This is a genomic window from Streptomyces sp. NPDC057654 (assembly GCF_042800135.1).
Lineage (GTDB): Bacteria > Actinomycetota > Actinomycetes > Streptomycetales > Streptomycetaceae > Streptomyces.
Genome location: NZ_JBHVHQ010000448.1, coordinates 1 through 6,830 on the forward strand (window position 1 = coordinate 1; position 6,830 = coordinate 6,830).

At 72.0% G+C, this 6,830-nt stretch carries 7 protein-coding genes and 1 pseudogene; 5 read left to right on the top strand and 3 right to left on the bottom strand.

Annotated features, from left to right (window positions below; genetic code table 11):
* The 3 genes from ACFU99_RS27340 to ACFU99_RS27350 form a co-directional block, all read left to right on the top strand.
* On the top strand, positions 1 to 368 hold a 368-nt coding region (locus ACFU99_RS27340), incomplete at its 5' end, for a glutaminase (RefSeq protein WP_384396767.1).
* Positions 369 to 438: 70 nt separating this feature from the next.
* Entirely contained in the window at positions 439 to 669 is a 231-nt protein-coding gene (locus ACFU99_RS27345) for a hypothetical protein (RefSeq protein ID WP_384396770.1), read from the top strand.
* A gap of 11 nt (positions 670 to 680) precedes the next feature.
* Complete coding sequence (locus tag ACFU99_RS27350) at positions 681 to 1,406, top strand: helix-turn-helix domain-containing protein (protein WP_384396773.1); 726 nt, start codon at positions 681 to 683, stop codon at positions 1,404 to 1,406.
* 9 nt (positions 1,407 to 1,415) lie between these two features.
* Here ACFU99_RS27350 and ACFU99_RS27355 read toward each other — a convergent pair whose 3' ends face one another.
* The 3 genes and pseudogenes from ACFU99_RS27355 to tatA all read right to left on the bottom strand — a co-directional run.
* Positions 1,416 to 1,814 (bottom strand): VOC family protein, encoded by a 399-nt coding sequence (locus tag ACFU99_RS27355; RefSeq protein ID WP_384396776.1) that lies wholly within the window; start codon positions 1,812 to 1,814, stop codon positions 1,416 to 1,418.
* A 97-nt stretch (positions 1,815 to 1,911) separates the two neighbouring features.
* Complete coding sequence (locus tag ACFU99_RS27360) at positions 1,912 to 2,850, bottom strand: beta-ketoacyl-ACP synthase III (RefSeq protein WP_384396779.1); 939 nt, start codon at positions 2,848 to 2,850, stop codon at positions 1,912 to 1,914.
* A 262-nt stretch (positions 2,851 to 3,112) separates the two neighbouring features.
* Positions 3,113 to 3,265 (bottom strand): annotated as a pseudogene (gene tatA, locus ACFU99_RS27365) (Sec-independent protein translocase subunit TatA); the annotation flags it as partial.
* Between the two features lie 167 nt (positions 3,266 to 3,432).
* Between tatA and ACFU99_RS27370 the strand changes: the two are divergent.
* Together ACFU99_RS27370 and ACFU99_RS27375 are read left to right on the top strand one after the other, a co-directional pair.
* Positions 3,433 to 4,956: an LCP family protein gene (locus ACFU99_RS27370; RefSeq protein ID WP_384396782.1), complete on the top strand. Its 1,524-nt coding sequence runs from the start codon at positions 3,433 to 3,435 to the stop codon at positions 4,954 to 4,956.
* 118 nt (positions 4,957 to 5,074) lie between these two features.
* Positions 5,075 to 6,451, top strand: coding sequence for a hypothetical protein (locus ACFU99_RS27375; RefSeq protein WP_384396785.1), 1,377 nt, complete (start codon positions 5,075 to 5,077; stop codon positions 6,449 to 6,451).
* Positions 6,452 to 6,830 lie beyond the last annotated feature (379 nt).

A 6,830-nucleotide genomic window follows, 5' to 3' on the forward strand; every position in this document is an offset into this window, starting at 1 on the left:
CCACCGTCCTGGACCACTACTTCCGGCAGTGCTCCATCGAGATGAACTGCCGCGACCTCGCGCTCGCCGGCGGCTTCCTCGCCCGGCACGGGCTGCGCGCCGACGGCACCCGGCTGCTGCCCCGCCGCGAGGCCAAGCAGGTCAACGCGGTCATGCTGACCTGCGGCACGTACGACGCGGCCGGCGACTTCGCCTACCGCGTCGGCCTGCCCGGCAAGAGCGGCGTCGGCGGCGGCATCGTCGCCGTCGTCCCCGGCCATTGCACCCTCTGCGTCTGGAGCCCCGCCCTGGACTCCCGCGGCAACTCCGTCGCGGGCGTCGCCGCGCTCGATCACTTCACTACGCTGACGGGACTGTCGGTCTTCTGATCGACGTGTATGCGGTGGCGTGGCCCCCGCCGCGAGAGCATCGTGGGACCTACGAGGAGGTGCCACCGCCATGGATCATGAGCTGCGCGCGGAATATGCGGAATATGCGGAATATGCGGATCCCGGGTCGTCGGACGCCGAGGTCAGGGTCTGGCACGTGGTGCGCGAGCACGGCACCACCGCGATGTGCGGGCGCGAACTCTCCCCCGCCGCCGCCATTCGCTCAGTCGACGCGTGGGGCACCGGCGAGGTGAAGATGTGCCACTCCTGCGGGGCGCTCCTCCTGCGCGAAGTGCCATGACGCGAAGCGCCATGAGCGATTCCTACCGCGAACGCCCCTCCGGCGTCGTGGACGGCGCCGTGGTGTGGACGCGCACGGCCGCCGAGGAGCCCGGCCGGGTGCTGCCCGACGGCTGCGTGGACCTGCTCTGGATGGACGGGCGGCTCGTCGTGGCCGGCCCCGACACCCGCGCCCACCTGCCCTCCCAGGCGCCCGGCGACCGCTGCGTCGGGCTGCGTTTCGCACCCGGTACGGGTCCGCCGCTGCTCGGCGTCCCCGCGCACGAGCTGCGCGACCGGCGCGTACCGCTCGCGGAGCTCTGGCCCGGCCGGGAGGTGCGGCGGCTCACCGAGCGGCTCGCGGACGCGCCGCTGCCGGGGCGCGCGCTGGAACGCCTCGCGCTGGAGCGCACGCGGCAGGCGACCGGCCCGTACGCGTACGCCTCCCGCCCGTACGATCCGGTGGCCGCCCGGACCGTTGAGGCGATGCGCGCCGGGCGGTCCGTGGCGGCGCTGGCCGCCGACGTCGGGCTGGGGGAGCGGCAGCTGCACCGTCGGTGCCTGGCCGCCTTCGGGTACGGGCCGAAGACGCTCGCCAGGGTGCTGCGCATGAACCGGGCGCTGGAGTCGGCGCGGGCCGGACGCCCGTACGCCGAGGTCGCCGCCGAGGCGGGCTACGCCGACCAGGCCCATCTCGCACGCGAGGTGAAGGCCCTGGCCGGGGTCCCGCTGGGCGCGCTGCTCCAGGGCCAGGCGTAAGTAAGGGGATCAGCCGGCGGGCAGCGCGGCGAAGAGGTCCACGGAGTTCCCGTCGGGGTCGTGGACGATGGCGTAGCGCATGCCCCAGGGCGCGTCCCAGGGGGCCTTCTCGCCCTCGTACCCCGCGCCCACCAGCTCGCCGTAGACCTTGTCCACCTCCGCCGGGCCGTCGCAGGCGAAGGCGAGCGAGACCCGGCCGGGCCCTTGCGGCAGGTCGAATCCGGGCTGGAAGGAACGGATGGTCTCCAGCGCGTCCCACGCCATCCGCAGCCCGCCGGGCAGCGCCGCCTCGACGTGCGGCTGCCCGTCGGCGTCGGCCGGGATGTCCAGGCCGAGGCGGCGGTAGAAGGCGAGGGAGGCGGGGAGGTCGGGGGTGACGAGGCCGATGAGATCGAATCGCGGTGTCATGCCCGCACGTTAGGCACGGGGCCGCCGCCGGGTCTTGAACGAATCGGACGTCGCGCCGAGCGCGAGCCCGGTGCCGAAGCCGCCCGGCGGCCCCGCCTCACGGGCAGCGGATGACCTGCCCCGCGTACGAGAGGTTGCCGCCGAAGCCGAAGAGGAGGACGGGGGCGCCCGGCGGGATCTCGCCGCGTTCGACCATCTTGGAGAGGGCGAGCGGGATGCTGGCCGCCGACGTGTTGCCGGATTCGGTGACGTCGGTGGCGATCACGGCGTTGACGGCGCCGAGCTTGCGCGCGACCGGCTCGATGATGCGCAGGTTCGCCTGGTGGAGGACGACGGCCGCCAGGTCCGCCGGTTCGATCCCGGCCCGTTCGCAGACCGTGCGGGCGATGGGCGGGAGCTGCGTCGTGGCCCAGCGGTAGACGGACTGGCCCTCCTGCGCGAAGCGCGAGGGGGTGCCCTCGATGCGCACGGCGTGGCCCATCTCCGGGACCGAGCCCCAGACCACCGGGCCGATGCCGGGCTCCGCCGCCGTGGTGACCACGGCGGCGCCCGCGCCGTCGCCGACCAGGACGCAGGTGCTGCGGTCGGTCCAGTCCACGACGTCGGTGAACTTCTCGACGCCGACGACGAGCGCGTTGGCGGCGGCCCCGGCGCGCAGCGCGTGGTCGGCGGTGGCCAGCGCGTGCGTGAAGCCCGCGCAGACGACGTTGACGTCCATGGTGGCGGGCGCGGCGAGGCCGAGCCGGGCGGCGACACGCGCGGCCGTATTCGGGCTGCGGTCCACGGCCGTGCAGGTGGCGACGAGCACGAGGTCGATGTCGGACGCCGCGAGGCCGCTGTTCGCCAGCGCCTTGGCGGCGGCGTTGGCGGCCATCGCGTCGACCGTCTCGTCCGGCTCGGCGATCCGGCGGGTGCGGATGCCGACGCGGGTGCGGATCCATTCGTCGTCCGTGTCGACCATGGCCGCCAGGTCGTCGTTGGTCAGCACCTTGGCCGGCTGATAGTGGCCGAGGGCGAGTACGCGCGACCCGGTCATCGGCGGTTCCTCCTGCGGAGCTGCTTGCTGGCTGGTTCCAGCCTGGGGCGGTGGATCGTGGGGCGGTTCACGGCTCGTACGGACGCAGGCGCGCGGGCGCGAGCCTCAAGGGTCCCCCGAGCGCGCGAAAGGCGCCTCTGGGCCTCGAACGTACAAGTCCCGACCGTTCAAGTCTCGTTTGTACGAGCCCGGTGCGGGGGCACGTGATCCACCAACGTTGGGCCGCCAGAACTGGCACAACCCGCAGGTCGGCCCGGTGTCAATCCTCCTTGAGGGCCTTGGTCTCGCTCTTGATGATGCGCAGGGACTTGCCCAGCGCGCGTGCGGTGTCCGGGAGCTTCTTCGATCCGAAGATCACGACGATCACCAGCACCAGGATGAGCAGGTGCCAGGGCTCAAGGGCATTACGCAGCACGGCGGCCCCACCTCTCTTCACTCGTCCCAACAGGGTCACTGCGACAGGGGCACTGCGCATCACACATTACTTGCTAGATTGCGCAACTGAACAACCAATGCCCGTGGCAGTCCGTCTCATTTCCCGGAAGCCGTGTGAAAGAGGCACGTGAGCAAGGTGGTGCGTACATGACCGGGAATCGCGGGACGCGTGGGGCTCGCGGAGCTCGTGGCAATAAGGGCAATAGGGGCAAGCCCAAGAAGCGGCGGCTGCGCCTCTTCCTGGTGATAGGTGTCTCGCTGGTCGTACTGGCGACCGCCGGGGCCGGCTGGGTCTACTTCCGGCTCAACGGGAATATCAACACTTTCGCGGCCGACGGAATCGCCCGAGAACGCCCCAAGAGCAGCGCAGCCGGACAGAACGTGCTGATTATCGGATCCGATGCGCGTACCGGCGGAAATGCCAAGCTCGGCGGCGGCGACAAGGACGACGTGGGGCGCTCGGACACCGCGTTCCTGCTGCATATCTACGGCGACGGCAAGCACGCCGTCGGGGTCTCCATACCCCGCGACAGCCTCGTGGACATACCGGCGTGCAAGCTGCCCGACGGCAGCTGGACCCATGAGCAGACCAACACGATGTTCAACGCGGCCTTCTCGGTGGGCCAGAGCCCCAAGGGCAACCCGGCCTGCACGCAGAACACCATCGAGAAGATGACCGGCATGCGCGTCGACCACACCGTGGTCGTCGACTTCGAGGGCTTCTCCGCCATGACCTCCGCCGTCGGCGGCGTCAAGGTCTGTGTGCCCAAGGACGTCTACGAGGGCGACCTCAACCCCAACCGGCACTCGCGCGGCGAGCAGATCTTCCCCAAGGGCGAGCAGACCGTCTCCGGCCAGAAGGCGCTGGACTACGTGCGCATCCGGCACGGCATCGGCGACGGCTCCGACATCGGCCGCATCAAGCGCCAGCAGGCGTTCGTCTCCAGCCTGATCAAGAAGATCAAGGGCGAGGGGCTCAACCCGACGACCCTGCTGCCGCTCGCCGACGCGGCCACCAAGTCGCTGATAGTCGACCCGGGCCTCGGCTCGGCGGACAAGCTGCTCTCCTTCGCGATGTCCCTCAAGGACATCGACCTGCACAACATCAACTTCGTCACGGTGCCCTGGCGCTACCAGGGCGCGCGGGTCGCGATCGTCCAGCCCGACGCCGACAACCTGTGGGCGACGCTCCGGGCGGACCGCACCCTCGACGGCAAGTACGCGGGCGGCAAGCAGGAGGACCCCAAGAAGGACGGGAAGGACGGCGGCTCGCCGTCCAAGGAGCAGGTCTCCGGCAGCGGAGTGGCGGTCGCCGTCTACAACGGCACCACCGTCCCCGGACTCGGCGCCCGCGCCGCCGGTGAGCTGAAGGACCACGACTTCACCGTCACCCTCACCGACACCGCCAAGTCGCAGGCTCACACCGGCACCGTCGTCCAGTACGGCCCCGGCGCCGAGGCCCACGCGAAGACCGTGGCCGGCCTCTTCCCCGGCGCGCAGTTGCAGCAGGTCACCGCCCAGGGCGTGGCCGTGGTGGTCGGCAAGACGTACGCGGCGTCGCCGGAGACCTCCAAGGGCGGCGGGGACACCACGTCCGACGCGCCCGCCAAGGTCAAGGAGAAGTCCCGCTCGGCCGACCAGGACCCCTGCGCCGATCTCTCGTACGGGTGAACGAGCCATGGGAACCGACCGCCCGCGTGATCCGTTTCAAAGTAAACGGCGAGTAATTTCTGTATCGCACCCATATGTTTCGCACCATATGTTTCGTACCGCACGGAGGAGAGCCCCCATGCCCGCCACTCGTAGGGCGCTGCCCAGGCCGCTGCTGGCCCTGCTCGCCGCCCTGTTCGCGCTGGCCGGGGCGGGCATGTTCGCCCCGCCGGCCCACGCCGACACCACCGGCGTCCCCAAGGTCGCCGAGGAACTGCGCAAGAGCCCGGTCTACGTCGACCCGCGCGTCAAGGACCAGCTCCCCGAGGCCGACGCCGAGGCGCTCGCGAAGAAGATCAAGGACGCGGGCAAGCCGGTCTTCGTCGCGGTCCTGCCCGAGACCAGCGAGTTCCCGAAGAACAAGACGCTGCTGGGCAATCTGCGGAGCCTGACCGGCATCACCGGCGTCTACGCCATCCACCTCGGCGACAAGGGCTTCACCGCGGGCGCCGACTCCCGCGTGATGTCCAAGAACTCCGTGGACAACCTCTCCAACGCCGTGCGCGGCTCCTACCGCGACGACACCAAGGGCATGCTCAACCGCTTCGTCGACCAGGCCGACGACCAGGCCAAGGGGCACGCCCCGGAGTCCTGGAGCGGCGGCTCCGACTCCGACTCCGGGTCGAGCACGGCCGGGCTGGTCACCGGCGGCGCCATCGTCGTCGCGGGCGGCGCGGGCGCGTACGCCCTCTACCGCCGCAGCAAGAAGAAGCGCGAGGAGCGCGAGCGCGCCGAGCTGGAGACGCTGCGCGTGGTGGTCGACGAGGACATCACCGCCTTCGGCGAGGAGCTGGACCGGCTCGACTTCACGCCGGGCGGCCCGGGGGCCGACGACGCGATGCGCGAGGACTACACCCGTGCCCTGGACGCGTACGACACCGCCAAGACGCGGATGGGCGACGCCAAGAAGCCGCAGGACGTGCAGGGCGTGACCGAGGCCCTGGAGGACGGCCGGTTCGCGCTGGCCACGCTCGCCGCGCGCCGGGCCAAGAAGCCGCTGCCCGAGCGGCGGGTGCCCTGCTTCTTCGACCCGCGGCACGGCCCGTCCGTGCAGGACGTCGAGTGGGCCCCCGCGGGCGGCGCGACCCGGACCGTACCGGCCTGCGCGGCGGACGCCGCCCGGCTGGCCGACGGCGAGGAGCCCATGTCCCGCACCGTCCAGACCGCCGACGGCCCGCAGCCGTACTGGAACGCCGGACCGGCGTACGGGCCGTGGGCCGGCGGCTACTTCGGCGGCGGCATGCTCCCCGGCCTCCTCATGGGCACCATGCTCGGCTCGATGATGTCCGGCCCCGCCTACGCCGACTCCGGCTCCTTCGGCGGCGGCGACGGCGGCGGCTTCGAGGGCGGCGACAACTCCGGCAGCGACTTCAACCCGAGCGACTTCGGCGGCGGCTTCGGCGGCGGCGACGGGGGCGGCTTCGGGGACGGCGGAGGGTTCGGCGGCGACTGGTGACGGCCGCCGGGCACCGCACCTGGTGCCCGATGCCAGGCGCTTGGCGCTTGGCGGGTGGCCGCTGTGCCGGGCGCCAGGCCGGTGAGTACGGCCCGGCCGAGGCGACCGCGGCGGTGCCGCGACCAGTGCCCGCGGCCGTGCGGTCCGTACGGCTCCGGCTGTTGAGCGGCACCGGCTGGTCGGACGGGCTGGTGCGATCGCCGAGGCCGGAGCGTATGGCCGTGGCCGGCACGTACGGCCGTAGCCGATGAGTGCGGCGGCGGCCGTTGCATGCGGTGAGCGGCTTCGGCCGTGGGCGGCACCAGCCGGTGCATGAGCGGCCTTCGGCCTTTGGCCATCGGCGGCGCCGGGCCGGTGCGCGGCCGGGCCGGGGGTCAGC